The sequence below is a fragment of the Actinospica acidithermotolerans genome, assembly GCF_018139625.1.
Classification (GTDB): domain Bacteria; phylum Actinomycetota; class Actinomycetes; order Streptomycetales; family Catenulisporaceae; genus Actinospica; species Actinospica acidithermotolerans.
The window spans coordinates 1-1,029 of sequence record NZ_JAGSOH010000293.1; the positions used below are offsets into that span (position 1 = coordinate 1).

Sequence of the window (1,029 nt, forward strand, 5' to 3'; positions counted from 1 at the left end):
GGTGAGGCGGCGGGGAGCAGTGACTCGCTCGGGGCGGCGAACTTGCGGCGTTATGCGCCGGCGGTTGCTACGCGGACGCAGGAGTTGACGCTGACGTTCACGAACGTGTCGCGGGGTCAGTGCACGTTGAGCGGGTATCCGAGCGTCGACTTCTTGCGGGGCGGGGTGCGTGGGCCGCTTAGTGCCCCGGACGTTTTCGCGACGAGTCCGAGTGTGGTTGACGTGCGGCTTTCGCCGGGTCAGGCGGCTAGTTCGCAGATAACTTTCACGGCTAACGGGAGTGGGAACCCGCACGGTTCGCGGTGCGATCAGGTTGTTGCGGTTCGGGTGTACGCGCCGGGGTCGACTACGGCGCTGGGTTCTGCGGTGCGGGATACGACCGGGCATCGGCTGCCGTCGTTCTATGTGTGTGGGCACAAGGTGGTCGTGCACGCGGTTCAGGGTGGCGAGTGAGTCTGCGTAGGCCTGGGCGGATCAGCCATCAGCGATCAGCGGTCCGATGAGCGGTCAACAGTCCGGTGAGCGTCAACGGTCCGGTCAGCGATCTGAGGCCGGGGGCCGGGTCGGGGTCGAGAGCGACTGTCGGCGCTCGAACTGCGGCTTCGGCAGTCGGCGCCCGGGCCGCGGCTTGACTGTTGGCGCTCGGGCTGCGGCTCTCGGCAGTCGACGCTCGCGCTGCGAAAATGACTGGGCACGGTTGGGGGCTCGCGCTTAGCGTGGGCGCATGACGGAATCCTTCGCACTTGAGCACCCTGAGGGTGGCACGGAACTGCCGACGCGGGGGCGGGTGAGGTCGGTGAACGTCGGCGCGCTGCGGTCGCCTAATCCGGCGAAGCCGGCGACAGGGGGCACGGGGATCGACAAGCTGCCGGTGGGGCACGCGGTTCGGGTGCAGGTTCCGCGGCCTAAGAACTCGGGGCCGGGGCAGTCGGGGCTGGTCGGCGACGTGATCTGCGATATCAAGCATCACGGCGGGCCGAACCAGGCGGTGTACGCGTACGCGCGGGAGGATCTCGATCGGTGGGGGCG

Annotated in this window: 1 protein-coding gene and 1 pseudogene; both read left to right on the top strand. The window is 68.4% G+C overall.

Annotated elements, in window-relative coordinates:
- Positions 1–42 precede the first annotated feature (42 nt).
- Positions 43–453 carry a DUF4232 domain-containing protein gene (locus tag KDK95_RS38460; protein ID WP_372463434.1) on the top strand — a complete coding sequence of 137 codons (411 nt, stop codon included), beginning with the start codon at positions 43–45 and terminating at the stop codon, positions 451–453.
- A 334-nt stretch (positions 454–787) separates the two neighbouring features.
- A pseudogene (locus KDK95_RS34750) lies at positions 788–1,029 on the top strand (MOSC domain-containing protein); the annotation flags it as partial.